Annotated in this window: 29 protein-coding genes and 1 tRNA gene; 15 read left to right on the top strand and 15 right to left on the bottom strand. The window is 57.8% G+C overall.

Features of this window, described 5'->3' with window-relative positions; all coding sequences use genetic code 11:
* Positions 1-155 precede the first annotated feature (155 nt).
* Positions 156-710, top strand: coding sequence for a hypothetical protein (locus V1278_RS18425; protein ID WP_334381819.1), 555 nt, complete (start codon positions 156-158; stop codon positions 708-710).
* 276 nt (positions 711-986) lie between these two features.
* On the opposite strand, the gene V1278_RS18420 is transcribed toward V1278_RS18425, so the two are convergent.
* Complete coding sequence (locus tag V1278_RS18420) at positions 987-2,429, bottom strand: DUF1254 domain-containing protein (protein ID WP_334381818.1); 1,443 nt, start codon at positions 2,427-2,429, stop codon at positions 987-989.
* A gap of 511 nt (positions 2,430-2,940) precedes the next feature.
* On the opposite strand from V1278_RS18420, the gene V1278_RS18415 reads away from it, so the two are divergent.
* The 3 genes from V1278_RS18415 to V1278_RS18405 are packed head-to-tail and all read left to right on the top strand — an operon-like array spanning position 2,941 to position 4,203.
* On the top strand, positions 2,941-3,126 hold the full coding sequence (locus V1278_RS18415) for a helix-turn-helix transcriptional regulator (protein WP_334381817.1): 186 nt from the start codon (positions 2,941-2,943) through the stop codon (positions 3,124-3,126).
* Positions 3,123-3,317, top strand: coding sequence for a hypothetical protein (locus V1278_RS18410; RefSeq protein ID WP_334381816.1), 195 nt, complete (start codon positions 3,123-3,125; stop codon positions 3,315-3,317). Before V1278_RS18415 ends, V1278_RS18410 begins: the two co-directional genes overlap by 4 nt.
* A gap of 43 nt (positions 3,318-3,360) precedes the next feature.
* A complete protein-coding gene (locus V1278_RS18405) occupies positions 3,361-4,203 on the top strand; it encodes a hypothetical protein (protein ID WP_334381815.1) in 843 nt (280 codons plus the stop codon).
* Between the two features lie 218 nt (positions 4,204-4,421).
* Here the strand turns inward: V1278_RS18405 and V1278_RS18400 are convergent, their stop codons facing one another.
* Together V1278_RS18400 and V1278_RS18395 are read right to left on the bottom strand one after the other, a co-directional pair.
* A complete protein-coding gene (locus V1278_RS18400; protein ID WP_334381814.1) occupies positions 4,422-5,357 on the bottom strand; it encodes a hypothetical protein in 936 nt (311 codons plus the stop codon).
* A 375-nt stretch (positions 5,358-5,732) separates the two neighbouring features.
* Positions 5,733-6,011 (bottom strand): DNA -binding domain-containing protein, encoded by a 279-nt coding sequence (locus V1278_RS18395; RefSeq protein ID WP_334381813.1) that lies wholly within the window; start codon positions 6,009-6,011, stop codon positions 5,733-5,735.
* Positions 6,012-6,524: 513 nt separating this feature from the next.
* Between V1278_RS18395 and V1278_RS18390 the strand changes: the two genes are divergently transcribed.
* Both V1278_RS18390 and V1278_RS18385 read left to right on the top strand, forming a co-directional pair.
* Positions 6,525-7,322 carry a hypothetical protein gene (locus tag V1278_RS18390; RefSeq protein ID WP_334381812.1) on the top strand — a complete coding sequence of 266 codons (798 nt, stop codon included), beginning with the start codon at positions 6,525-6,527 and terminating at the stop codon, positions 7,320-7,322.
* Positions 7,323-7,350: 28 nt separating this feature from the next.
* Positions 7,351-7,740: a hypothetical protein gene (locus V1278_RS18385; RefSeq protein ID WP_334381811.1), complete on the top strand. Its 390-nt coding sequence runs from the start codon at positions 7,351-7,353 to the stop codon at positions 7,738-7,740.
* 122 nt (positions 7,741-7,862) lie between these two features.
* On the opposite strand, the gene V1278_RS18380 is transcribed toward V1278_RS18385, so the two are convergent.
* Positions 7,863-8,543 carry a hypothetical protein gene (locus V1278_RS18380; RefSeq protein WP_334381810.1) on the bottom strand — a complete coding sequence of 227 codons (681 nt, stop codon included), beginning with the start codon at positions 8,541-8,543 and terminating at the stop codon, positions 7,863-7,865.
* 149 nt (positions 8,544-8,692) lie between these two features.
* Between V1278_RS18380 and V1278_RS18375 the strand changes: the two genes are divergently transcribed.
* The gene (locus V1278_RS18375) at positions 8,693-9,055 is read left to right on the top strand and encodes a hypothetical protein (protein ID WP_334384209.1); all 363 of its coding nucleotides are present in this window, start codon (positions 8,693-8,695) and stop codon (positions 9,053-9,055) included.
* 624 nt (positions 9,056-9,679) lie between these two features.
* On the opposite strand, the gene V1278_RS18370 is transcribed toward V1278_RS18375, so the two are convergent.
* The 5 genes from V1278_RS18370 to V1278_RS18350 form a co-directional block, all read right to left on the bottom strand.
* On the bottom strand, positions 9,680-10,135 hold the full coding sequence (locus V1278_RS18370; protein WP_334381809.1) for a hypothetical protein: 456 nt from the start codon (positions 10,133-10,135) through the stop codon (positions 9,680-9,682).
* A 7-nt stretch (positions 10,136-10,142) separates the two neighbouring features.
* Positions 10,143-10,580: a hypothetical protein gene (locus tag V1278_RS18365; RefSeq protein ID WP_334381808.1), complete on the bottom strand. Its 438-nt coding sequence runs from the start codon at positions 10,578-10,580 to the stop codon at positions 10,143-10,145.
* Complete coding sequence (locus tag V1278_RS18360) at positions 10,577-11,311, bottom strand: TIGR04255 family protein (protein ID WP_334381807.1); 735 nt, start codon at positions 11,309-11,311, stop codon at positions 10,577-10,579. Before V1278_RS18360 ends, V1278_RS18365 begins: the two co-directional genes overlap by 4 nt.
* A gap of 155 nt (positions 11,312-11,466) precedes the next feature.
* Positions 11,467-11,688, bottom strand: a complete 222-nt coding sequence (locus V1278_RS18355) for a hypothetical protein (RefSeq protein ID WP_334381806.1) — start codon at positions 11,686-11,688, stop codon at positions 11,467-11,469.
* Positions 11,688-11,918: a hypothetical protein gene (locus V1278_RS18350; protein ID WP_334381805.1), complete on the bottom strand. Its 231-nt coding sequence runs from the start codon at positions 11,916-11,918 to the stop codon at positions 11,688-11,690. Before V1278_RS18350 ends, V1278_RS18355 begins: the two co-directional genes overlap by 1 nt.
* A gap of 669 nt (positions 11,919-12,587) precedes the next feature.
* Here V1278_RS18350 and V1278_RS18345 point away from each other — a divergent pair.
* Complete coding sequence (locus V1278_RS18345; RefSeq protein ID WP_334381804.1) at positions 12,588-13,133, top strand: ATP-dependent DNA ligase; 546 nt, start codon at positions 12,588-12,590, stop codon at positions 13,131-13,133.
* Here the strand turns inward: V1278_RS18345 and V1278_RS18340 are convergent.
* Both V1278_RS18340 and V1278_RS18335 read right to left on the bottom strand, forming a co-directional pair.
* Positions 13,046-14,344, bottom strand: coding sequence for an AlbA family DNA-binding domain-containing protein (locus tag V1278_RS18340; RefSeq protein WP_334384208.1), 1,299 nt, complete (start codon positions 14,342-14,344; stop codon positions 13,046-13,048). The two genes, V1278_RS18345 and V1278_RS18340, sit on opposite strands and share 88 nt — an antisense overlap.
* Before the next feature lie 715 nt (positions 14,345-15,059).
* Positions 15,060-15,145, bottom strand: a tRNA-Tyr gene (locus V1278_RS18335).
* 206 nt (positions 15,146-15,351) lie between these two features.
* Here V1278_RS18335 and rlmB point away from each other — a divergent pair.
* The gene (rlmB, locus tag V1278_RS18330) at positions 15,352-16,179 is read left to right on the top strand and encodes a 23S rRNA (guanosine(2251)-2'-O)-methyltransferase RlmB (RefSeq protein WP_065748092.1); all 828 of its coding nucleotides are present in this window, start codon (positions 15,352-15,354) and stop codon (positions 16,177-16,179) included.
* A gap of 56 nt (positions 16,180-16,235) precedes the next feature.
* Here rlmB and V1278_RS18325 read toward each other — a convergent pair whose 3' ends face one another.
* Both V1278_RS18325 and V1278_RS18320 read right to left on the bottom strand, forming a co-directional pair.
* A complete protein-coding gene (locus V1278_RS18325) occupies positions 16,236-16,610 on the bottom strand; it encodes a hypothetical protein (RefSeq protein WP_334363404.1) in 375 nt (124 codons plus the stop codon).
* A 32-nt stretch (positions 16,611-16,642) separates the two neighbouring features.
* The gene (locus V1278_RS18320; RefSeq protein ID WP_334363405.1) at positions 16,643-17,089 is read right to left on the bottom strand and encodes a hypothetical protein; all 447 of its coding nucleotides are present in this window, start codon (positions 17,087-17,089) and stop codon (positions 16,643-16,645) included.
* A gap of 258 nt (positions 17,090-17,347) precedes the next feature.
* Here V1278_RS18320 and V1278_RS18315 point away from each other — a divergent pair, with 258 nt between their 5' ends.
* Positions 17,348-18,988, top strand: coding sequence for an alkaline phosphatase family protein (locus tag V1278_RS18315; protein WP_334381803.1), 1,641 nt, complete (start codon positions 17,348-17,350; stop codon positions 18,986-18,988).
* A gap of 122 nt (positions 18,989-19,110) precedes the next feature.
* Here the strand turns inward: V1278_RS18315 and V1278_RS18310 are convergent, their stop codons facing one another.
* Entirely contained in the window at positions 19,111-20,304 is a 1,194-nt protein-coding gene (locus tag V1278_RS18310; RefSeq protein ID WP_334381802.1) for an alpha/beta fold hydrolase, read from the bottom strand.
* Positions 20,305-20,523: 219 nt separating this feature from the next.
* Here V1278_RS18310 and V1278_RS18305 point away from each other — a divergent pair, with 219 nt between their 5' ends.
* The 3 genes from V1278_RS18305 (at position 20,524) to V1278_RS18295 (ending at position 22,240) form a co-directional block, all read left to right on the top strand.
* The gene (locus tag V1278_RS18305; RefSeq protein ID WP_334381801.1) at positions 20,524-21,504 is read left to right on the top strand and encodes a Bug family tripartite tricarboxylate transporter substrate binding protein; all 981 of its coding nucleotides are present in this window, start codon (positions 20,524-20,526) and stop codon (positions 21,502-21,504) included.
* 92 nt (positions 21,505-21,596) lie between these two features.
* Positions 21,597-21,809 (top strand): hypothetical protein, encoded by a 213-nt coding sequence (locus V1278_RS18300; RefSeq protein WP_334363410.1) that lies wholly within the window; start codon positions 21,597-21,599, stop codon positions 21,807-21,809.
* Positions 21,810-21,964: 155 nt separating this feature from the next.
* Positions 21,965-22,240 (top strand): hypothetical protein, encoded by a 276-nt coding sequence (locus V1278_RS18295; RefSeq protein WP_334381800.1) that lies wholly within the window; start codon positions 21,965-21,967, stop codon positions 22,238-22,240.
* A gap of 62 nt (positions 22,241-22,302) precedes the next feature.
* Here V1278_RS18295 and V1278_RS18290 read toward each other — a convergent pair whose 3' ends face one another.
* A complete protein-coding gene (locus V1278_RS18290; protein WP_334381799.1) occupies positions 22,303-22,527 on the bottom strand; it encodes a hypothetical protein in 225 nt (74 codons plus the stop codon).
* A 365-nt stretch (positions 22,528-22,892) separates the two neighbouring features.
* Here V1278_RS18290 and V1278_RS18285 point away from each other — a divergent pair, with 365 nt between their 5' ends.
* Entirely contained in the window at positions 22,893-23,642 is a 750-nt protein-coding gene (locus V1278_RS18285; RefSeq protein ID WP_334381798.1) for a hypothetical protein, read from the top strand.
* A 147-nt stretch (positions 23,643-23,789) separates the two neighbouring features.
* Complete coding sequence (locus V1278_RS18280; RefSeq protein WP_334381797.1) at positions 23,790-24,746, top strand: alpha/beta fold hydrolase; 957 nt, start codon at positions 23,790-23,792, stop codon at positions 24,744-24,746.
* The last annotated feature ends 3 nt before the right edge of the window (positions 24,747-24,749 follow it).

The raw sequence follows: 24,749 nt of genomic DNA, 5'->3' as shown, positions 1-24,749 counted from the left end.
CCGGTAGATACAAAATTTCAAAAGTGACTTTTTGTTTTCGGACCGTCTCGTGGCTGCGATGCGGAGCCATGAGCAAGGGCGATCGCAATGGGCTGTAGCGCAAAAGCCCTTCGTCCGATCCTGAAGGCAATTCAGTTGCATCAGGATTCCTTCCAATGTCCGCTAGCCCGCTTTATCCGCCCGACTTCCGCACCGCGCTGATTTCGCCGCCCACCCGGAAGCGCCGCAAAAACCCCCGGACCGTTACGATGCCCGAGCACGTCGGGCCGCATGTGAAGCTGGTCTTCGCAGAGATGGCGCGACAATGCATGACGTATGACTCGCTGGAAGAGCGAAGCGGGGTCCGCCGGGCCACCACGAAGGCGTGGCGTCGAAAAAACCGACCTGGCCTCGAAAGCCTTGAAGCTGCGCTGGCAACGCTTGGGTACGGGTTTTGTCCGGTCCCCTCGCTCGAAGCACTACCCGCCGAACTCGCTGGCGAGCTCACCGCCCTCGCGCTCAAGCTGCGAATGAATATCCCACAGACGTGGGCTGCGCTGATCGATATCGGCATCGAGCAGAAGCTACTCCGCATGCGCGCAGATGACCGCGCTGTAGTGCTGGCTGAGCATGACACGCGTCGATTGCGCCACGACAACGACAACACTTCGCGACAGCGAGTCAGCCAAAGCGTGGCCGCTGGATCAAGGAAGCTGGCTCGGCTGGCGTGACCAGTTCGGCACTGAAGAAAATGGTCAACGGCGAGTTCGACCTGCGTCGCCTGAACGACATCACGCAACAGCTTCTTGAGTCCAAGCAGATCGAGCAGCGGTTCGCTTCGACGCCGTCCGGCGGTAGGCCGTCGCATCGGTGGTTCGCGCTACAACGAACCCCATGTCGGCGAAGAAGATCGGTTTGAAGTACCGCTAAGGCGACGCTGCACAGCCGCCCACCGTCAAATGAGGTGTTCGACGCAATTCTTTAGGTGACGCTCTCTTTCGCTCGCTCTATGTGACCCGCTTTATGCCAGGCGGCTGCCACGTCCCTTGGCCTGGAGGTAAGATCGAAGGTGCTTCGGTCTTCGGCCAGTAGAGCCGCATGACAAGGTAAATTGTGTCGTTTGGAGCAGGAAGCCAGTTGGCTTCCTTGTCGGCGCCCGGCGACTTGTTCTGGATGTAGAGCGTGAGCGATCCGTCCGCATTCTTTTTCATGTTCGGCAGCATCGGCGAGTTGATCAGATATCGGTTGATCGGATTTTCGATCAGGAGCTGGGACTTGCCGTCATACATGGTCAGCGACCAGAACGCGTTTACCGGCGGCTGCTGGCCCGGTGCGAATGTCAGGGTGTAACTGTTCTTGCTGCCGTCGAGCATCTGACCGTCGCTGTCAACGCGCGTAAACGGATAGGTCGCTTCCTCCGGGTCATTGCCATAAATGCCGGCCTGAGCGGCGACGGCACGCTTCAACCAATCGCCATTGTAGTGGGCACTATCGCCTGGAAGACCGCTAACCCGCCAGCCATTGATCGTCTTGCCGACATTGGCGACGGCCTCGTCGACCTTCCGCTGGCCTTCCTTCATGCCGAGGCCGACTTCGAGTTTTTGCTCCAGAGGAAGATCCTTAAAGTTGAAGGTCTTGCCGGGTCCCACGCCGATCTTTGCGAGCTGGGCGCGTATCTCCTTCTCGTTCTCCTGCGGCGGAGCGAACTGCAGCGCAAAGTCGAGGAACTCAAAGAAGTTCGTCTTCACGAGTTCCTTGTCGATCTTGGGGAAGTCGATGGTTGGCGCGGCTGGCGGCGGCGGCTGCTTCAGATAGGCCGAGAGCATCTGCACCTTGTAGCCAGCTTGCACCTTCTTGACGTTGTCGAGGTCATCCGGGCCGAAAAGCTGGGTGCGATAGCCCGCGAGGGAAAACTGTGTGCTCGAACGAAACACCTGTTTGATGCCCGCCGGGGTGTCGCCCTTCCAGTCGGGCCCGACCACCATGTAGTCGCCGGCCTCGCTCCCTGTGGCTCGGCTGCCGATATAGCCGTAATTGTAGGTATTGCCGTCGCAGAGCATGACCGAGTAGTAGCGCTTCGGGTCGATCGCCGGCACCGAGAGCACCACCGGCTCCGCCCGCAAATCCAGCCACACGAAGGAATAGGGCGTGTCGCTGTTTGGCGTGACGATTGCCGTATCTTTGTAGGTGAAGACGTTAGGTTCGTTCTTGATCTGATTGAACGGAGCCTTGAACTGCCCAGAACTCCGATCAATCGCATATTCATGCATGACAGCATAATTCATTACTATCGGCAGGCCGTAGATGAACCCTGCTTCGGCAATGTCTTTTGCCTGGAAGAAACCAGGGCGGTCGGCGTTGGTCTGTGCGTACGCGGGGACGGACTTCGCCGTTGTTGCAGTGATGGCTGCGAAGGCGGCCGAACGAAGAAGATCGCGCTTAGTATACATATTCCGCAATCCTTTCAGTAGTTTGTGCTCAGGTGCGTATGCGCGGTTCGCAGATCGGGTTGGCTTTGAGAAGCTTCGCACCTCCCGCGATGGTTGACAATGCAAAATCGGACATCCTAAGCCTGCCCGGAGGTCAGCTCTTGCCCAGACGCCCTCGTTTCCACCCGATCAAAAAAAGCCCGCTGCTAAGCGGGCTTCTTCATTTGCGGTGGCATGATCGGACGACTAACCATCGGCGGGGGCATACGCTGCGGCGAAGTGCGGCGACGTGTGAGCGATGGGCTTAACGTGACGGCGCACGGCTTCCTCGAACTGATGGACCGGCGCCTTCGTCGCCTCGCGCCAACGGGCGCACGGGTACCCGACCTGAGGGATACCGAATCGGGCCTGACGACTCTGAGCAGATTGCGCACATTGCTCGCGTCACCATCGCTCTGACAAAGCAAAAACAACAAGTGCAGCGGGGCGCTTCGGCGGCCGAACCCCGCTGTGACTTTTGCTAGAGGTCGAAATGTCTGAGATTTTTCTCTCCCGACGCAAGATCGCATCGCGCGGCGGTTTCTCGCCGAATACGCTCAAGAACTACGCCGAACGGGGGATTGGCCCTGAGTTCGTGAAGGTCGGTGGTTCTTGCCGCTACAGCGTAGCTGCATTTGATGCATGGCTTGCGCAACACAAGGTGGGAGTCGCCCGATGAGCCGCGCCAGACTTCTCGCAGATCTTAAGGCTGCGACCACCGACCTCGCAGCGGCTCGCCGAGCGCTCGCTGATGAACAGTTCCGTGCGCGGCATGGCATGGCGCACAATCTCGTATTCGCGGCGCACGTTGAGCACACGACTTACCATCGCTGGCTCCGCATCGGCGAAGCTCTCGCCAGCTATCGCTGATCCACCGCCCCCGCCCCGCACCATTTACGAAGGCTAACCGACAATGAAACTCCTGAATCACATCTTCGGGAAAAAAACTCCCACTTCCTTGGCCATCGCTGCCGAGATCGAAAAGGCGCGCGCTGAGCACGCCGCCGCCGTCGCCAAGCGCGGGGCCGCACTAGCTGACCTTTCGACCATGAGTGATGCCGAACACATCAAGGCGGAAGCCGAGTACCAAGCACAACGTCGGGCCGCCGACCGCGCCGAGGCTCGTGTTGCCGACCTCGAAAAAGCGCATGCCGAAGCGCTCGCGGCCGAAGCAGAAGCCGAGAAGCGAGCCGAGGCAGAGCGCTTTCGTGCTCGCGCTGAAGCCGCGCGCAACGCCGTCGAGGTTGAAGCCGCCAATCTTCTTCGCTCCTACGATGAACACGCCGCGGCGATTGCGGATGTGCTCACCCGCCTCGAAGAAATTAACGCTGAAGCGAATACGATCAACGAAGCTGGCCGACACACGCCGGGCTTCGAGCCGGTGCGCAACACCGACGCGGCACATCGTAAGCACCCGGATCGGCTCCCGAGTGAAGGGCGTGAGAAGCGGCTGTGCTGGGTCTATAAGTACCCTGCCAGCCCGCCCGACACCGAACGGGTGAAATTCCAGCGAGAAGCACTGCGCGAAGATTTTATTGAAGCGACCATAGGCGCAGATGGTAAGGCAATCCCGGTCACGCCCGAGCGATACAACTACTATGGCCGCGAGCTTATCATCAGGCCTACGCTTGAGACGCGGGAGATCATTATCGAGCGGACCAACTTCCGGCCCGGACGCATCGAGAATCCTCTGTCTGCAATCCATTTGCCGCCCGGCTTTGCTTTCGGCAAATCGCACTGGCCGCGTAAGCAATGACGCGCGCGGCGCTCGCCTTGCGCCATCTCGTCGAACTTGGTGGGATGGGGAAGCGCGGTCGTGACATGACCCATGCTGATCTCGAAAATAACGTTCGCGCGCACGCCTGACGTCGGCTTGTCCGCCAACAGCGGCGCAATAGCGGATGTCGCTGGAGGTCTCCAAGGGCCATCGCGTCGATATCTCCTAAGCGATTGCAGGAGAACCGCCTACGAGTTTCACACTTCCTTGTTCCGCCGGCCGGGCTTTGTCCGACGTAAGACGCTTCGTCGTAATCCCGCCCAGGAGGGCCTGAAATCATATTCCACCGCCAAGATTGGCAGCACAAAGTATACTCGAATTGACGGAACAAAGCTTTCGAGTAATTCGTCTCTGCTCTTGTCCTTTGGAGGTGACGTGAGTTCGACTTCTTGCGGTCTCTCAATGCTGGGGATTTGTTTCAGAGCATTGTATTTGCGTATGTAGGCGGAAAATCTATAGGCAGTCTCTTGCTGATGTTTAATACTGGACCGTAGCTGTTCTATCAAAAGGACGAAAACGCTGACGAGTACCAAGGTAAGAGCTATCGCTAGGATGTGCCATCGTGAATGATTGACAAAAATGCTCGGAAAAAACACTGCGCCGACAAAGAGAATGTATCCATAGGCTCTTAGATAGCTAATCAGTGAAAAAATTGTTCCATAGGTGTGGCTGGATAGCCGAGGGTCAAGGTCGTCGTAAAAGTCTCGAGCAATCATCCATTTGTATGTAGAGTAGTCATATACTCCGCTGACCTTCGTCCACTCATCAAATATCGCAGGCTCATTTTTAGTGAGAGGGTAATTTCCATGGAAGACAAGTGAGAACGTAAGTGGAAAGAATTTAGATATGAAGGTGAGTACCTTCATATGAATGTCCAACAAAGAGATGAGCACGAACAGGGAAAGAAAGGGGACTGTAACGTCAAGCTTGAACAACCCCAAGAGCTTGTCGTTAGAGAATTTATTGACGACTGTTGTCAGGTCACCATGGATGCGAGATGCAAACCCATAATAGTCAGGAGACCACGCGTAGCGATAAATCATATAGCACGAGAGCAGCAGTAGGATAATCCGAAGGCTGAAGTAGTCGGAAAAGCCAACTATTGATTTTGCAATTTTTTCGATATCCAACACGGTTGAATGACCATATATGTCCGATGACATCGACGCGTTGCGGAAACGCTTGCCATGAAATTAAATTATAACATGGCCGTCGGGCAAGTTATGGCTCGTGTTGACGCAATCGACGAAGTCTAGCTTCAAGGGTCCGGCCCGGCCAGCAGAACGATGATGCGGCTCGTGACTTTGTGTTACTAGGCCACCCCTAGTCCGAAGCAATCCGAGATGACCGCTGTGGGTCAAAAGCAGAGGTCCGGCCTGGGCAATGTTAATGTCAGGATTACCCTAGCCAGCGGACATGACAACGCTGAGAGGGTGAGACGCGGACCTTGGTCGCAGCGCCCCACGTCAGCTAAGTCGATAATTTGCCGGCGAATTGGCAGCGTCGCTTTAAGCCGACGTGCCACAACCAAGCAGTTGACGATAACCGAGCTCCGTCATCCATTTGGCGCGCGATAGATGGCTGTCGAACGCCTTCCGGACCCGATCACATTCATGATCCGGATCGAGATGCAACACCACTCGTGCGACTTCGCGCCAGTCCGCACCTTCCGCATGAGCGTCGAGCAGGCGCAGATACGTGACAAGGTGCTCCTTGTCGTAAGAGGTCAACGCGCTACCGGAGGGCGCAACATCGGCGACATCGGGATCAACCGGCGGCGTCTGCATGGGCGTTCCCGCATTGGTGCTGATTGACCAACTTTACTTCTAGCTCCTTGGCATATTGATGACCTATGCCGGCAAAGTCCGCTTTTTTCCAATGAAGGGATGTCACTGGTTCGAGCCGTTAGGCCAGAAAGGGCCAGAGGCGAACATTGACGGGGGCTGAATAGAAGAGGCCTCCAACTGAGGCGGCTTTACTCAGCTCCGAGTTCTTTGATCGTCAACTCGGATAGCCGTGGCGATGCCGATGGTTCAAAAATGCCTAGCCCCGCCAGCCGATTGCCAGCCAGCCACGGCAACTACAGATAGTTAAAAACTTCAGGTAGTACCAAAACTTCAAGTAGTAGCATTGGCTAGTGGCCCGAAGCGGTCATTTGCCTCGAAAGAGGTGTTCCGCTTTCCGGTTGAGGGTGGACGCGCAGCAGCAGAGGCCTAGATTTCCCCTAGTGTGCAAAGCGGAATCGGCCGCTTCGACCCCCTTGCAAAGCGGTCCCGGTTCGGGTGACCTACAACAGGCAGATGGGGCATTTCATTATGAAATTTACTTGTGCGTTTGTTGTCGTGACGGCAAGCCTTGCTAGTATTGGGTTCGCTTCGGCTCAATCACCTGATTATCCCTCAACAGGAATAGTCTACAACACGATAGAGGCGGCGTCTCTTACGCATTACTGCAAGTTGACCTCCGATAAATTCTCAATGGATTGCGAGTTCACGCAAACCTCAGTTAGACGCAAATTGAACGCTGACGACGCTATAAAAAAGCTGGCTGATGCCAAGGCAGAATTTATTTCAAAGCCGATGCAAATGAGCCAAAAGGAATGCGCCGAATACGAAACCCTGTCGATGATCCTACAAGGAAAGAAAGCTGCGCCTGACCCTCAAGGGATGTCAAAGATGAGCGAGCGGGAGAAAGCAGATGTTCTTGCTATTTCCAGCCAGATGGTTTCTTTCTGTCGCGCGCCCAATATCGATAGCTGGATGAAAATAGTGAGCACCGGCATCGAGAAAGATAAGCGAACCTGTTTGGTCTCATCTTATACTTTTAAACAAAAATTCCGCCGATCCGATACCAATGCTTGGATTGTGATTTCTCAAGCTGACGGTCCATGCGGGGTCGTTCAATTGAGTAGGTTTGAGCCTGACAAGACGAAATACAGCACATTCTGGAATTATTTTTCGCGAAAGGCAGTTACCAATCCGAACGCCGAGGCGGGTTTGATCTCGTGCAACATGTTGGATGAGCGAGAGTACAAATATCAATGGCAGCAACGGAACCCGGACCTGAACTGCGAGTACGTTGAGTTTAGCCCGATTTGAATGGGCTCAAGCAATTAGGTAACAAGCCATGACCATGCGCACATTGCTGATTGCCGCCTCGATGCTCACGCCAACCTATTCGCTTGCCGACGTGCTGAAATGCTCGATTGATGGCTACAAGGAAGAGATTTTCATCACCACGTCGCCCGACACCAACTCTAACGACAGTCAATACGCTCGGATTGGCATCTCACCCGGCATTGGCAACAGAGCCATCGTGGTTACCGACCGCATGGGCGCTACCGCATTTGTTGAACTGAATGTCGACGGCACGCCCGTTGGGCTGCTTACGGTGCAGAAAGATATGCGCGTGATCAAATCACGGCACGCAATCGATCCATCTGGCGCGGTTTTTGCGCCATCCCAAAATACAGGCGTGTGTACTCGATGCGCCGGGGTAAGGGCCTGTCTGCCATAGCTCTGGATTTCCCGAAAAGAGCGCCACCGAAGCGACGCTCTTCCCGTGCACAGTAACCGGCTGGCTCTCTCGAATCTGAAATAGCGAGAGGCGGAGGCAGCCGATCGGATCACTGCGCAACATCAATCGTATTTACGCAGTCCGGGGATCATTGGCTTTAGCGTGTCGATGATACGCTCGCAGGAGCTAGAAAGGCTTTGACATTGCTGGGAATACCACCGCAGGTATTCAGGCGGTCGACGAGTTTTTCTGTTGTTTGGTGACGCTTCAGAAAACTCTATCGTCCACTTCTCGTCCTTATGTTCAATGAGTTCCTCTTCAAGGCGAGCCAACATTTCTATGAGCACCGCGATGTCTGTAATTATGTTGTCTGGGAGCAAGTGAATTTTATTCCAGGCATCGGAAAGCTCCGGCGGATTGTAGACTTTCAGCTGCCGCGGGTCGAGAACCAACACTTCTGAGGGTGTTTCAGTTTCCTTCTCATCAATCAGATAAACGCACCCCGAAATACTCCCAATGACGGAATACAGAGAGGTGCTCAATCGCAAAAACAGACCAAGGCGCTCAATGTTTCGCTCTCGCTCAGCTTCCTCCCGATCTAAGCTCACTTTTGCCATAGCAGCTCGGTAGGCCAGCGTGGCTCCGCGGTACACCATGCTTGCGCCGCCCAACGCAATTAGGGCGGCTATCAAGGGTTGCCATGATTGCACTGAGAACCCTTTTGGGTCCGTCGCCATCGCACCGATCAGCGTGAGAGTGAGCATTAGCATGCAGATTGCCAACAGGTCGTACTCACGTCTCATACGAAAGCCTCTGTCCTTCACCTATATGCCATCATGGTCGCAAGCGATTTACCTCGGCGACTAGCCGAAAGGTAGTGGCGAACCCGATTGTCCACCGCAATCAGTAGCGTCTTGCCGCCGTCATGGGCGCGACGAAGATGGCGTTTGCCGTGACAACTAAGGGCCGCGAGCATCTCTTCGGCAGTTCCGTCCGCGCCGCAGCCGAGCGCGCGGCGGAAGCCCGCAAGGCCGCCGATCAGCTGGCGTGTAAAGCTTGGAACATGCGTATGCTTGGCTTCAAAGGGCCGGCGCAGCCGTCCCCTGCCCTCGGCGACGCTCTTAATGCCGGATACGGCTATCTTGAGGTCCGCTGCTTGGGCTGCGATACCCACCAGACTGTGGTGCTCGATGTCGTCCGGCGGCCAAAGACGACGCCGATCCAGGAGCTAGAGCGCTACATGCGATGCAAGGATTGCCCACGACTTCAAGGACGACCGTACAAGCGCAGATCGATCATCTGCGCCACGGATTAGGCGCTCTAGGGCAACTCGTTGCACCGCAGAGATAGGGTACTGCCAGCCACTCGTTTATCAGCGTTGCGCCAACATCGACCCCTTTAGCCTTTAGCGTTCCGCACAACCGACCGAAATTGCAGCCAAGCGTCCCTTCCGTCCCTGGCTGACAAGCGCAAGGCACTCTTAGGAAGTCCAGATCACCGCCATTCACCAGCTCTTGCAACCGGCTGGCAGCTTCCTTCCCCATCGTAGCTTCAATGTCGTTCTGCGCTCGTAGCGTTTCAGGCGCATTGAATCCGACAAGGCGATAATCCGGCTTCTTATGATCAATGCGGATAGTGTCCCCATCCAAAACTGTAATACGATTTGACGAGATTGGTTCTGCCCACGCGGTGCCAATCCAGAACAACGATATGAGCGCAATGAAAATGAGCCTCATGCCCTCCCCCCAAATGCCCGATTATGCGTCGGCATTTGGCGGTTTCAAGTGGTGTCATCCGACCCTCCTGGCTTTTTGGACCTGCGGCTCTTTGGGCATGTGAAAGACGAGCGCCACGCGTCGCGATCCGCAGCTAGGACACTTCAGCCTGCTCGCGAGGGCTGGCCTTCGCGCCGGTGAAGCTCGTTGGAATGCCTGAGACGCTATGGTGTTCCTGGCGCGACTACCCATCCATATTTGCTGGCTATCGCAGCAAGCGCCTCTTTCAGCCTCTTGAACCTATTGTCATTGTCCATCGTTGGATGGCATTCGACTTGACAATGGGCTGGGTTGTCCGGCTGTCCATCAGGATCGTCCTTTATCGGGCGATGAATAACATCGACGGAGTGTTCACCAGTCACGTTGCCCTTTGCATCCCGAATCGGAATGGCACGCGTTTTTCGAACTTCAGCGGCTGTAAGTTTTGCAACACCTTGGTCGGGTGAGCGGCGGCTTTCGCGCGGGTCATTTCTAATCGCCGAAGTATCGACCGAAGGTTTCCGGTCACGATCATTGAAGGCAGAAGCCGAGAAGGTAACCTTGCCGTTTAGCGTCGTATATTCCCCCTCTCTCATCGACCGGTAAAGATCGTGCGAGTCGTCGATATGGATCACGCTCATGGCTACATCACGAATACAACCACAGCCAAAGAGACGTGAGATTCCAGCCGTCAGTTAACGCACCGGAATCCATTTCATTGTCGATGTCGGTACCCCAAACCTTTATGTATTCAGGCTCGCCATCGCCAAAGTAGAGCGTGATTTTCTTGTTTCCGTGCCACCACTCAAAAACGATTTCGCTGTTCTCACTGAGTGTAATGTGAGGGCTTGACCACGATCCAAGTTTGACTGCTCTCCCAAACAAGAGTCCTAGAAAGTGGAGAGCGGTGTCTATTGCGCGATCCCTAGGCACTCCGGCATCCGACGAGAGCGACCGAATTTTTCGCGTTTCGCTTTCCAGCGGTCGATCGACGAAGACGCCATCAATCTCTGTCGCAATTGGTGACACACCGCCACTGCCAAACGTGTGTGCGTAGCTTGGATCTGACAATCTAATTGCGGTCACTGGATTGCCTTTCGAACCTTGTCTGTAATGCAGGACTCGAAGATAACGTCTTTTTCAATTCCAAACTTCTCAAGCGATGTCCAAATTTCGTTATCGCCCTCGAACACGCCCGTCGCAAACAGGTCGATATCCAAGACAAGATGGGGTCCGCTTTGGTCTGCCATACCACGAGCAACGTTTAATATCGCTGTCGCGGTTGGAAGAACTTTCGGCATCGCGAATTGCAGCCGCATGTAGGCAGCCGTGGCCGTGGCCGGAATTTGCGGCGGCACGACGGGATAAGTCGACAGATATTCCTCCAAGGCGATTTCCCCTTGTGGGACTGGAATCTTGTTTATAATGCGTACAGCGATCCTGCTGGCTGCTGACTGGCCAACATGGTCTCGAAATTTATTCCAGCATTCGCGAGCTTCATTCCGAAACGTGTCCCAATCCGTGTAGGGCGGAAGATGGCTATAGGTGAAACCGATTCGCTGTAGTTGCAAAACCCTGTTTTCAGCTTCGAGCCGCCATCCAAATTGCGATTGATTGTTCTTGGCTGCGCCCGCGGCGAAATCAAAGCCAAATTCAACATAATTAATTGGGTGCCGTACGGGGAAAGCGTTCCCCAACGCGTCAGCGGTGCTCGTCAATTGATCCAAAGTGACGGCGTCCGGTTGCATGACCCGAATATCGATCAAAGCCTCTGCTATAGGGGCATTTTGGTAGCGGGGGCGGACAAACTCGCTCATTGGATGCTTAATATAGTGCCTAAAGCGGTGCGCGGCGAATCTCAGGTTCCAGCATCTGAGATGGGCTTTAGCAGAGTGTTAAGGGGTCAACAAATGGACGTACGAACAAGTCTGCACAATAGGAACGATCGGCGAACGGCGTCGATTCATGGTGTTTAATTACCGTTTGTCGATCCGCCGATGCTATAGGGCTTGTTCAGGAAGTAGCTCCTATTGCCCAACGCGGCTTCCGCATACTGATCGATGGCAACCGTGATCGCCTGGACATGTTGAAAGCAGTAGCCCTCGCGCGTCGCCCGGTGACGCACTTCTGCTAGCACTCTGATCCACGGCGAATTGTCCGCCTTCTCATCGTACCACTTGAGCGACTCTGGCATCACCAACTCCGGCCGCCCAGCACGCGCCCCTTCGTCGGACCACCCTGCTCCTTCCTGAGCCGGTCCCGCTCGGCGCAAAGACCTTCGATCTTCGCCAGCATCCTCCCCAGCAAGAGCTCGGCCGATGCCGTCGCAATGCCGGCGCGCTGAAGCTGAAGGATTTCCCTACGCTGTTTTCCGACTTGGACGCGCATGTGCTCGATTTCGGAACGGACGCGATCTAGGTCCATAGCGCTCCTTCAACTCCCTCTGGATTGTTCCGCAAAGACCTTCGGCTCGGCGTCCTAACTGGTCGTATAGCGAAGGCGCCTGAACAGGATTTCGATTTCTCGGGGTGTTCTCATCTCACGATAGCACAAAACATGAACAAGATGACAAGCCGCTAGGAATAGTCTCTCCTGGGCCGGAACACCCAAGATCATTGCCTATCTCCCTGTCATTGCTGAGGCGCTAGCCCGCCCGTCAAAGTAGCATCACTTCACACGTGCTTCGTGGTAGATTTCCCCATTAGCTTAGAGTGGGGCGATATGGGCATACGATGGGGACTTGGCCTTTTCAGAATGTGGGCCGTTCTCGGGGGACTTTGGGTTGCGGTTGGCTGTCTGCTCTTTTGGCTAGATCGCCATGGCATCAAGCCGTGCGCTTACTCAATGAGCAATATGCCAAATGTTCCCCCATTTGAGTGCACCGAGCCAATGGGTATTACAGACCGGGACATCACGTTGTTGGTCGCGATTTTTGGGCCGCCCATTCTTGTGCTATTATTCGCCTGTGCTCTTAGATGGGCGCTGCAAGGCTTTAGGCCGGAGGAGAATTGATTGGGCGTTTTCAGGCGCTCCCTGACCGCGAGAAACCAACCCTAGTCCGCCGCGCTACCTCGTCCGCTAGCCTCCTTCGTCATGGCCTCCAGCATCGCCGCCTTCCGCGCGGTCAGACTAGGATTATTGCCCGCATTGCCTATATTTCCCGGCATGCGATGGCGATCGAGCGTACGCCCCGCTTCCGGCTTCATCGACCCGTGCATCCCGACTGTCGCGAAGCTCGCGCCGGTGGGGCCGGATTGGGTCTACGAAATCAAACACGACGGATACCGGCTCATGGTGCGCAAGCGCGATGACAGCGTGCGCGTCTTTACGCGCCGCGGCGCTGATTGGACCGCACGTTTTCCACGGATCATCCAGGCTGCGCGGAAGATCAAGGCTACGTCGTTCCTGCTCGATGGCGAGGGGATCGTGTATGACAGCAAGGGAATGCCGACTTTCGCGCTGTTGCACTCGCGAGAATACGACAATGAAGTTTCGCTCTGCGCTTTTGATCTGCTCGAACTAGCGGGGACCGAAGTGCGCAGTGCAATTGCTCAATGGGCAAAGGTGTTCCGCGACATCTCCTTCAGCTCCTCCTCAACCAGCCGCTTGGGCAACTTGAAGAAGTCGAAAAGCTCGTAGAGTGGTGCGAGCATGGAGAAGACCACCTCGGGAAGAGCATCCGGAAGGGAAGCCACTCCGACCGTCGCAGTGGCTTCATAGTGGTCTTGGCCGGTCCGGTACCCGTCGAACATGATCCTACGAGAGTTGCCATGGGAGACGAGAACCCGGCCAGCAAGCTTGGTCCACTTCGCCGATAGGATTAGATTTGCATTCGTTCCATGAAGCGCCTGGGCGATGTAGAACGCCTCGAGGATTGCCTCGCCCAGTCGCCAAGTTGGTGTAGTGATGTCGAGCGATGTGCCGGGCTTCACACCTTTCCATCCTCCATCTTCAGGATATCCTCGCCGCGTGAATAGCAAGCCCTCAGGCGAGATGCGCCAGAAGTCGTGGTGCGCCGGCTTGTCGAAAGACCCGTCATCGTCAGGGCCGACCCAACACTCGATAGCTCCGTCTGCCGGCTTTGGCCTAAAGGGGGCTCGACTGAGGTTCACGAAGGGTGGCCAACCCGAATGGTTCCGGACCGCTAAGCGTATGGTGTCATACAGGTTGGAAAGGGATTGGCGATCGAAATCGCCGTCAATGGCGATCGATAGATCATAGTGGCCATTCGGTAATGTCGGGGGCACGCCAGACGGCAGCGAAGCAACGAGCGCTTCCCAACGGGCAATCGCCTTCGCTTCAAAATCCTTCAACTGATCAAGTCGGGTGGGCGTTGCAGGACCGGCGTTTGGGATCACACCAGCCATGATCGAACGCATCGCGTCGAGCAATTCAGCTCGGCGGTTCTGGAGGCATCGCTCAAAAAAGCGGTCCCATTCTTCGGCGCTTTTGGGCTCCTCACCGGCAGGGCCGGGACGACGAATATACACGCGATGAGGTATGAGCTTCTTGCCGTCTGGTGAGCCAGCCTTTGCGCGGATTGGCACCCTATGGCCGCCGGGCACTACAATGACGGGATACTTCTCGGCTCCGCCGTTTCGAGACCGATGAAGTACGCGACACTGAACTCCAGGATCGATGTACTTAGCCACAATCGATTGGATGTTGTCCTGCGACCAAGCATCTAGGTTTGCGGGCCTACCAGCTGCCACGTCGAAAGTACCGTCAGCCTTCTCTTCAAAACCGACCACCAGAACGCCACCGCCATGATTTGCAAGGGCTATGATTTCCTTGGCTACGACGGCGCGGTGATCGTGGTCAGTAAGGTCAAGCCACTCCTTGACTTCCACGTCCAAGGTCTCTCGCGGCTCATTAACAAGGTCATCTAGATCGGCGTTCGGATCAGGCATTGGTGCTACGGGTGGGCAACGAATCGGCGGGAAGGCCGAAGCTAGTTTTAGCGCGAATTACCCGCTGATCTCCATCATAACGAGCATCATCGCACAGTCAGTGCAAGCGCGCCGGAGCGATCATATGTCAGCGGGTCCAGAGATCAGCTCGTGGCTTGTCAGGAACACGCGCGCCCGATCAAATCGTTACGCGATCGGCCGCGATCCGACGACCTACAGGGCAGCGAGCCCCGCCCATGCGCTAAAATGAACAGCGAGCTAGTCGGACAGCGCGGCGCCGCACTAACGCACCAGCGGAGCCGCCGCCAGCTTTTGTATTGCGTGGAGTTCACTATGCGTACTTCCAGCTGGACGCCATGCGTACTTCCAGCTGGACGTCATCGATCGTCCCCATTACAGCGACGAGAAGGTCTACCTGGTCACTCGGTGGCCCGCACGAGCGAAGCCATACTTGGATCGTAGGCCCTCAACATTAGGGTCCTAATTAGAACGAACGACCGAAGAACGGCGGTCAAGATCTCGCGTTAGAACGGACGGAGAAGGAAATCCCAGCGCATCAATCCCCGCACCCCAGCCCATACCCCACCGCGTGCGCAAACAAAAAGGCGCGCACGAAACTCCACAGCAAAACGAAAAATCCTGAATAATATCAGGATGGTGGGGAAGGAAGGACTCGAACCTTCGAAGCCATACGGCGGCTGATTTACAGTCAGCTCCCTTTGCCACTCGGGACACTTCCCCGTCCGACAGCGTCACCGAACCGACCGCCCGAGTGGCGGAGGACCGGACCCAAGGATGACGCTGAGGCCGAAAGCCCGTTTCGAACCGGCTGCGACCGGCGCGTTTATGGGCGAAGCGGGATGGCAAAGTCAACCAACGCGGACTACCAAAAATAGGTTCGATCAGACCAAATTGCCATATTCGGGCCCCCGTGACACAAGCTCCCCATGAGCGATCGCGACCGAAAACCGCCGTTCCGCCGCGGCGGCGGCAAACCCTTCGAAAAAGGGCGGAAATTCGCCCGTCCGCCGGGCCGGCGCGACCGGGAAACAAGCTCCGACGGGCCGGCGATTCTCTATGGCTGGCACACGGTCTCGGCTGCGCTAGCCAACCCGGAACGGCGGATCCGCAAGCTGTTCCTGACCGAAAATGCCGCCCGGCGGCTGGCGGACGAGAATATCGACACCCGCGTTGCCCCGGAAATCGTCCGGCCCAACGCGATCGACCAACGGCTCGGGCCGGACGCCGTGCACCAGGGGCTGTTGGCCGAGGCCGATCCCCTGCCCTCGCCCGATATCGACACGCTGCCGCAGGACGGCATCGTGCTGGTGCTCGATCAGATCACCGATCCGCACAATGTCGGCGCCATCATGCGCTCGGCGGCGGCCTTTGCGGTGAAAGCGATCGTCACCACCGCCCGCCACAGCCCGGAAGCAACCGGCGTGCTGGCGAAATCCGCCTCCGGCGCGCTGGAGCTGGTACCGCTGGTCACCGTGCAAAATCTCGCCCGCGCGCTCACCGAACTGAACGACCGCGGCTTCTTGACGGTCGGGCTGGACAGCGAGGGGACCGAGGACCTCGCCGCCGTGCCCTTGCAGCAACCGCTGGCGCTGGTGCTGGGCGCCGAGGGCAAGGGCCTGCGGCAACTGACCCGCGAAACCTGCCGCGCGGTGGCCCGGCTCGACATGCCCGGCGAGATCAAGAGCCTGAATGTTTCGAACGCCGCGGTGCTGGCGCTCTATATCGGCGCGAGCAGATTGGGCCTGATGAAATGAACAACGCCCGCTCGCGGAAAGCGAACGGGCGCTGAAGCTTTCAAACTACCGCTGGATCAGTAATAGCGGCGCAGTACGGGCCGACCGTGGTAGTAACGCCCCGTGTAACGGTAACCGTTCCGATGATAGCCGTACGAACGGTTGTAGCCATAGCCGTAACCGGAGATCGCGCCTTCGCGATAGACCGGATAGGGCGCGAAATTGCCCGGACCGGTATAGGTCGGGCCCTGGTTGACATAATAATACTGCTGCTCTGGATCGGGCAGACGCTCGCGGACCCAGCCGCCGCAGGGGCTGCAGCCGGCATAGCCGTAGGTCACGGCCGGGGCGACGTAGACCGGTGCTGCGCACGGGGCGTAACCGCAGGCCATCGCGGGTGCTGCAGCCATGACGGCCACTGCCGCCACTAATCCTTTAAGTATCTGACGCATTACTCTCTCCTGTTCGTATTTGCTTGGTCTTCTTAACGTGGAAGGTGATGCGGCCATCGCCTGTCATCGCGCGGTGCGTAGATGATTTCGGGCGGATCGACGGGCACGTTGGACTGCGCCGGCAACGGCGCCGACTGCGCCGACCAGGACTGATGGTAGCTCTCGGCCGGTTGCGGCAACCTTCGATTCGCCGGCGGCTCGATTTCCAGCCGCCCGTAACCGGGCATGCGGCCGGCGCTCGGATAATAATGACCGACGCGCGGGACCGGATCGACATAGCGGCCGCCGTAGACAGTCGGCTCGACATGGGTGCCCTTGCCGAGGCCCCAGTCACCCTCGACCACCGCATAGGATGCATCGACGCCGTTAATGATGACGGGAACGCCGGGACGGCCCGGAATCACGATCTCGAAGCCGCCGCCGGCAAAGGCGGTCGAATTCGTCGCGATGAAAAGTGCCAGTGTGACGCCAATGCGCATCGCTTGGGATCCGGTTTTTCTAACGTCCCAATTTAATCCAACATGCCGGTTCAGGGGTTAAGGCCTTTGGCCAAATTGCCGGTAAGGCTAACGCGCAACCATGGATCGTCATTCAATTGCGAGAAATGGCGCTATCCAAACGTTAACGCCTCCGGGATCGGAAGGCCGACCCGGTGGTTTGGCCGCCCGCTCGATTGTCATTTGCGCTGACATATCGCACCATCCAGCCCCCTCCCAACGCCAGCCGAAATGCCTGAAATGACGACCAAAACGCCTGCAAAGAACGTGCTCTGGATCATGTGCGACCAGCTTCGCTACGATTATCTCGGCTGTACCGGGCACCCTGTGCTGAAGACGCCGAACATCGACGCGATGGCCAAACGCGGCGTGTTGTTCTCCAACGCCTATGTGCAGTCGCCGATCTGCGGCCCGTCGCGGATGTCGTTCTATACCGGCCGCTACATGCGCTCGCACGGCTCGCACTGGAACGGCTGGCCGCTGCGCGTCGGCGAACCGACGCTCGGCGATCACTTAAAGAAGATCGGCATCCGCAACGTGCTGGTCGGCAAGACGCACATGGCGCCGGACCTCGAGGGGCTGAAGAGCCTCGGCATCCCCGCCGACTCGATCATCGGCGTGCATGTGTCGGAATGCGGGTTCGAGCCCTATGAGCGCGACGACGGCCTGCATCCGACGGGACGGCCGCGGCCGGCCTACGACAATTATCTGCGCCAGCATGGCTACGACGCGCCCAATCCGTGGGAGCACTGGGCCAATTCCGGCGCGGCCGAGGACGGTAGCCTGCAGAACGGCTGGCTATTGGTTCACGCCGACAAGGCTGCCCGCGTGCCCGACGAGCACTCCGAGACACCCTACATGACGCGGCGCGCGATGGAGTTCATCGCGGAAGCCGAGGACGACGGCCGGCCCTGGTGCTTGCATTTGTCCTACATCAAGCCGCACTGGCCCTATATCGCGCCGGAGCCCTACGCCAGCATGTACGGGCCGCAGGACGTGCAGCCGGTGATCCGTTCGCAGGAGGAACGCGCCAACGCACATCCGGTGTTCGCCGCCTATATGGACATGCGCTATTCGCGCAACATGTCGCGCAACGAGGCGCGCGAAAAAGTCATTCCGACCTATATGGGCCTGATCAAGCAGATCGACGACCAGATGGGCGTGTTGATGCAGTTCCTCGAAGCGCGCGGTCTGCTCGACAACACCATGATTGTGTTCACGTCGGATCACGGCGACTATCTCGGCGATCACTGGATGGGCGAGAAGGACCTGTTCCACGAGCAATCGGCCAAAATCCCGCTGATCGTGATCGACCCCTCGCCTGCCGCCGATGCCACGCGAGGCACGGTCAGCGATGCCCTGGTTGAGGCGATCGATCTGGCGCCGACCTTCATCGACTATTTCGGCGCCACGCCGCCGGATCATATCCTGGAAGGACGCTCGCTGGTGCCGCTGCTGCACGGCGCGCCGCCTGCCGATTGGCGCAAGGTGGTGTTCTCCGAATACGATTACGCCATGCAGGACGTCCGCGTGATGCTGAACCAGCCGATCGAGCGCTGCCGGCTGTTCATGGTGTTCGACGGCCGCTGGAAATACATTCACGCGTCCGGCTTCCGCCCGATGCTCTACGACCTCGAAACCGATCCGCAGGAATTTTGCGATCGCGGCGCCGACCCGGCCTGCGCCGACATCGTGGCGCAGCTGCAAGCGGAGCTATTCGATTGGGCGCTGCACCCGAAGATGCACATCACCACGCCGAGCACGAAGATCGCCGCCTATGCAGCCCAACAGTTGCAGGTCAAGAACGGCGTTTTGATCGGCATCTGGGACGAGGCCGAGCTTGGTGCGATCAGAGAGAAGATCGGGATTATCCGCAGTTGAATTTCAAGAGCGATCATCGGCCGCAGAGTCCGAACGACGAGAAATTTGAAAATAAAACCGACACGGGCGAGACGCGGCTTTGACCCAAATGCGGACGCTCGGATCGCTCGAAACAGTGAGTGTCAGACGTCCAACAAAAACGTCTCAACCTCGCCGATGAACTTTGACCAGGCGGGCTCGCCCGGTATGGGGACGTGGTTCTCTGAGTCCAAGATCACGAATTTGGCATTCGGGATGGACGTGGCGATACGACGCCCCTCGTCAAACGGCGCTGCGTTGTCGTGACGGCAGTGAAGGACCACGGTTGGGGCAGATACCTTCGGCAACAGATCGAGAATGTCGATATCGTCAACGGCGTATCGGTTCATGATCGCGTTTTCGATTGATGTCGAGAGGCGCAGCAGGTTTGCGTACCACTTGATCTGCTCGACCGAAGCGCCGGGAAGAAAGACAGAGCTGAATATCCTTAGCAGAGCGGAGTTATCGTCGCCCCATCCCTGTCGCATGATGGCAATCCACGCTCTCGCGATTTCCGCCTCTCTCGCAGAGGCGCGTTTATTGCGGCCTAGCGCGAAGCCGCCGTGAAGGATCAGTTTTGACACACGTTCGGGATAGCGGGCAGCATGAGCGATGGCAGTTGCTGCTCCCTGCGATATGCCCAAGATGGCGTAACGATGCAGATGCAAAGCATCAACGACAGCGTCCAGGTCGCGCTCGAACGTTGTGAAGGAAATGTCGGTGATGTCTCGATCGGACAGCCCAAAACCTCGACCATCGTACCGAACGAGCCGGACTCGGTCGGCGAGGAAACGGCAAAGCGGTCCGCGGATAGGACTCTGCCAGTCGTACTCGACATGGGTGGCCCAGGTGGGAATACACACAAGCGGCATGCCCTGGCCCACACATGCAACGGCGATGTTGACGCCATCTTGTGTTCGGCAGAATGTGAGGTCCTGACTAGGCGAGCCGATGGCCGGAGGTCGCTTGTCCAGTTCCTGGTCGGATAACTCGGCCGCGAACAGGTAGCCCCGGCGCGGGACGGTCTTGACGATCTCATGGGCATCGTCGGACAGCGCTTCGCGGATGTCCCTGATGCACTGCACGAGACAGTCATCGGATACGAACACGTTGGGCCAGTTTGCCTTGATCAGCTCTTCCTTGGAGACGAGCCTGCCGGCGTGCTCAGCGAGATAGCGTAGTACATCGAAGGATTTCGGCCGCAGTTGAAGCTCCCGCCCGCCGCGCACGACCGCGCAGCGCTGCAGGTCGAGGGCATAACCGCTGAAGCAGAGCACCTTGGAGGAGTTGGAATGCATCCTACCTCCACCGCGACCTTCAAAATGAATCTTACCACCTTCACCGATATTTCGGCGGAATTTCGTCGCGCGCTCGTTACGCCGCATGTCCGACGTGGCAGCGTCGGCCGGTGCGCGGGCGCGCCACTTGGGATTGCTTCGGACGCCTCGCAAAAAGCGCCAAACGCGTAGGCGTACAATGATACCGCGCGAGTACACGGATAACCGAAGGAGGCAGCCATGAAATTGCTGCGTCGATTGGTGTTGGTGCTTGCCACTCTGATCATGGCCGTCACAGGAGGGCCAGCTGCACTGGCGCTGGATTATCCCGCCCACACGGTTCGAATTGTCGTCGGTTTCGGCCCGGGCACATCTCCGGATATTGTTGCGCGCTTGCTCGGCGATAAGCTTTTCCAGGCATGGGGCAAGCCAGTCGTGATCGAGAACACGGTCGGCGCCAACGGCAATATTGCCGGGGAGCGCGTCGCAAGGGCTGAGCCGGACGGCCATACGCTGCTGCTCGCGGCCAACCCGGCGATCGTCATCAACCCCAGCCTGTATGAGAAGATGCCGTTCGATCCGGTCCGGGACCTTGTGCCGATCTCTCAGGTGTGTGCTTACGCAAACATCCTCATCGTCAACAACGACGTGCCGGCGAAGAATGTGCAAGAGCTTGTGGCACTCGCACGCGCGCAGCCGGGCGCACTCACCTATGGGTCCGCAGGATTTGGCTCAACGCTGCACCTCGCCGGGGAACTGCTGAAATCGATGGCGAAAGTCGACATCCTGCACGTGCCGTATCGCGGTGCTGTCTTTTCGCAGGAGCTGGTCGCTGGACGGCTCAGCATGGCGTTTGTTCCTCCTACCGGCGCGTTGCCCCTCGCGCGCGAAGGGAAAGTCAGGGCGCTCGCCGTGACGTCGTTGGAGCGCCATGCCGGCGCACCCGATCTCCCGACCATGGCGGAATCAGGCTTCCCGAGCTTCGATTTAACAGTATGGTTTGGCTTGATGGCGCCTGCCAGAACTTCACCGGCGATTGTCGAAAAGCTGCACCGCGAAACCGTGAGGATTCTCGCGATGCCGGAGATGCGCAAGCGATTCGATGACCTTGGAATCGAGCCGATTGGCAACTCACCCGCGGAATTCGCTGCCGCTATTGGCGGCGAGATTCCGAGATGGTCGAAGCTGATTAGAGAAGCGGGTATAAAGCTGCTCGATTAGATTGCGGCCGATCACGGAACCTGTCGCCGGCACCGCCGCCGCCCTTCGAGGAGAGCAATGAAGCCATATCGCGGCGACACCAGATTTGACCGGTGGTCATCCTTTCCCGACCGGGCATCGTGGCGCGGCTGCAGTTAGAGCTATTCGATTGGACGCTGCATCAAAAGATGCACGTCACAACGCCAAACGCAAAGATCGCTGCCTATGCCAACCAGCAACTGCAGGTAAAGAACGGCGTGCTGATCGGCATCTGGGACGAGGCCGAGCTTGGTGCGATCAGGGAGAAGATCGGGATCAAGCCATAAGACCAGTGATGCGCATTGCACGACGGATTAGCCCAGGCAAAAGACGTCCGGCGTTCTGTCTCGGCATCAAGTGAGCGTGAGGCGTGAGGCAGTTCACAGTCGAGAACCGCGAGTTGATCTAAGGCCGTCGCAAACCCGGCTTCGGGAGACGAGCCATGCCATTATTCAACAGCCAAATCGATTGGCAGGGAATGGGCACCATAGTGGTGGTCGGGCTTTTCACCCTGTTCGCCCTTACGTTCGCGGTTGTTAGTTACGTGGAATCGTCATCGAATGCCGACCTGGCCGAGTTTACGAGCACGACCGAGTCATCGGCATCTGATCCGAACCATTCCAACGAATCTGCAGCGCAGAACCCGTCCGCCAAGGACCGAACGAGCTGCCCCCTCGGTAAGAAATCGCCACCAACTCAACTACTGCCCTTGCAGTAGTCTACACTTCAGACCAATTCGGCCTCGAGCGCCTACGACGCATCGTGCGCCACGGGACGATTTCATCCACGGCCGACAAGGTCGACCGGAGTACGGTAGAGCTCGTTACAGTCTCCATCGGTGACACGCACAGCACATCCGGTGGAACACAGCTCGGGGCGAACGATGCAAAGCTCGCTCGCGAGGCTTTCGGCCTTATCGATCGCGTTTTCTGTGTTTTCGAGATACATGCCGCCCTGGTTTTTGAACTCCGCGCCTATGACGAGATCAAAGTTGAAGTATGGCATCAGTGCCCCCTGCCAAATTCAAGCTGCACGGAATCTAACTGAGTCTGGTGGGTTCCCTCATTTCAATTTCTGCCTTTGACATCTGATTGTAGTCGTCTGTTGCGCTTCGGTACCGCGACCGCACCATCGCGTGCACACCACGCGACGCGGCACCTGCTGGTCCGAGACCTGAGTGGTCGGACCGTCGCAATCGTGATTCTGCTCCGGGCTGCTAGCGCAAACCATTGAGGGGTTGGAAACTAGTGTTGCGGCGGAGACACGTCGGGTTGGTAAATTGCGGCCGCTCACGCCACGTTTATTGCAGTTCCGAGCACGCGGGCGCTACGGTCGCCTGCAAAGCACTTCGCAGCCCTTCGAGGAGCGCAATGAAGCCATATCGCGGCGATATCGGAACTGTCGGCTGGTCATCCTTTCTCTGTCTGGCATCGTTGCGTCGACTGCACGCGATAGCTATCGCGGTCTTGCTGCTCCTGGCGATCGGCGCAAGCCCCGCACAGGCACGGAGTTCCGCATCGGGAGCCTCGACTGCTCATGTCTATCTGCTCCGCGGCGTGCTCAATATCTTTTCTCTGGGGCTCGATGACATTGCGGTAAAGCTGCGGGCGCAGGGCATCCCGGTCACTGTCGCGAACTTTGCCTCCTGGTCGTCGCTCGCCGACGAAGCCGCCGCCGGATACAAGAGTGGCAGGATCAAGACGATCATTCTGGTCGGGCATTCCTCGGGCGCGACCGCGCTTCCCGACATGGTCGCCAAGCTGGATCAGCTTGGCGCTCCCGTTAAGCTCGCCATCGGCCTGGATTCGGTGTTTCGCACCAGCCTCTCGGGACGCGTGGGACGCTATGTAAACTTCTACATCGCCAACGGCGCCGGCACGCCGGTTCAGAAAACCGGACAATTCCAGGGCAAGCTCGAGAATGTGAACGTGCAGAACGTGCCTGGCGTCGGGCACATGTCCATCGAAAAGAACCTGATCATGCAGCAAAAGGTGATAAGCGAGATCGACGCGGTCGTCTTCGGCCGATCTGTACCAGCTTCGGCGGCGCAGAGGCCGCGGCAGCCTGAAGCGGCAAGCACGGCGAGACCCGGCACGGCAAGCACCGCGGCGGTACGTTAGTAGTTCGAATGCCGTCGCCGCAGCGACGAGCGCCGCAAATTCTGCCAATTCCTCGACGATAGATCACCCGCTAGAAGCGCCGGGTGGCGTGGCCCGCCGGCATTCAAGGTTCGGCACTTCTACGCCTAAATCGCGAGCGGAATGTACATGAAAAGTCCGACGCTGGTTGCAGCCGTGGTGATCCGTGCAGCCCTTTCCGTCTGCATCTTGTCGGCCGTTTGCAATCTGGCGGTCGCCGATCCGGTCGCACGCACGACCAATGCAGTCGCAACCGTCGCTCCCGACACGCCACCAGCCGCGGCCCAGCCGCAGGCGCGCGTCTACCTGTTCCGCGGCGCGCTCGGCCCGATCTTCTCGCGCGGGATGGATCGCCTGACCAATCGTCTCCAGGAAGCCGGTATCCGGGCTGACGTCTATGAATTCACGATTTGCCGGCTGATTGCGGATCAGGCGATCCGCGATTTCCGGGACGATCCTGCGCCGATCGTGCTGATCGGTCATTCGATGGGCGGACTGTGCGCCTTGACGTTCGCCGGGATACTGAAGTCTGAAAACATACAGGTAAGCCTGGTGGTCACCATTGATCCGGCTCAAGCAAGCCCGAAAGTGCCGCTGAACGTCGAGCGTTACATCAACATTTTCCTGTCCGACAGTATACTGGGCGGCGGCGATGTGGTGGCGGAGCAGGGTTACCAGGGTCACTACGCAAGTTTCGATTTGAAGCAGCACGGGGAAGTCACCCACATCAACATCGACAAGATGGATTCCATCCACGAGCAAGTGGTGACAGCAATTGCACAACTTGCGACGACGCCGGCCAAGGGAGAGGCGGTGCCGCTGCGCTACGTCGTTCCTCCTGATGCCCCGCTGGAGCTTTGGGACAGCGGCACGCAGCAACTCGCCCGCTCCGGCGATACCTTGCAGAGGCTAGCGGCACTGAACCATGTACCGCTGTGGTCACTTACCCAGGCCAATCAGCATTCCGACAGTGCACCGCTGTCAGTTGGCCAACGCGTCCTGGTTCCGCGCCGTCTTGCTCCACCTGTCGCGACATCAGCGGCGTCACCCGTCGCGACACCAGCGGCGTCGCGACGGAAACGGTAATGG

Source organism: Bradyrhizobium sp. AZCC 1577 (assembly GCF_036924575.1).
Lineage (GTDB): Bacteria > Pseudomonadota > Alphaproteobacteria > Rhizobiales > Xanthobacteraceae > Bradyrhizobium.
Note: the sequence above shows the minus strand (reverse complement) of the source record. Positions and strands in the feature narration are given on the sequence as shown.